Source organism: Neobacillus fumarioli NBRC 102428, assembly GCF_001591485.1.
Taxonomy (GTDB): Bacteria; Bacillota; Bacilli; order Bacillales; family Cytobacillaceae; genus Neobacillus; species Neobacillus fumarioli.
Window position 1 is genome coordinate 1 of the sequence record NZ_BCUZ01000256.1, and the last position, 905, is coordinate 905.

1 pseudogene is annotated in these 905 nt (G+C 41.0%); it reads left to right on the plus strand.

The window, feature by feature from the left end:
- Positions 1-905: pseudogene (locus tag BFU02S_RS17185) on the plus strand (IS3 family transposase); the annotation flags it as partial.

The following is a 905-nucleotide window of genomic DNA, read 5'->3' on the forward strand; positions in this document are numbered from 1 at the left end:
TTCGCCAATGGAGGAATGCTTTCCTTGAACAGCTGCCTCAAATATTTGCAAAGGATAATAAAAAAGCCGACCAAATGAAAGCTGAATATGAACAGCAAATTGAAAATCTATATGCTGAAGTTGGCCGTCTAACCACGCAATTAACGTGGCTTAAAAAAAAATCTGGCCTTAAGGAGTAGAGCAGAAAGGATTGAAATGATTGATTGGCATGATGCGGAACTGCCAATAACAACCCAAGCTGAGTTACTTGGTCTCAACCGTTCAAGTCTGTACTATAAGCCTGTAGAGCCTTCTCCTGAAGAAGTATTTATCAAGCATCAGATTGATGAGATTTATACCCAGTATCCATTCTACGGATCAAGGCGCATCACCGCTGTCCTTAATGCTAACGGATTGGCGATTAACCGAAAGGCTGTACAGCGCCATATGAGAGAAATGGGGATTGCCGGAATTTCACCAGGCCCAAACCTAAGCAAACGTAATCTTGAACATAGGATTTATCCATATTTGCTTAGAAATCTGACCATTACTCACCCTAATCATGTATGGGGAATTGATATTACTTATATTCGGCTTCAACGCGGCTGGATGTATTTGGTAGCGATCATAGACTGGTTTTCCCGTTATGTCGTTAGCTGGGAAATGGACCAAACTCTTGAGATTGACTTCGTATTGAAAGCTGTTAAAAGGGCTTTTTCACAGTCCAAACCGGTGATCCTTAACAGTGACCAAGGGAGCCATTTCACTAGCCCTAAATATACTGATCTAGTGCTAGAAAATGATATTAAGATTAGCATGGATGGGAAAGGTCGAGCTCTTGACAATATCATAACCGAAAGGTTATGGCGAACGATCAAGTATGAAGAAGTCTATTTAAAAGAATACCAGACTCCAAGAGAAGCAAG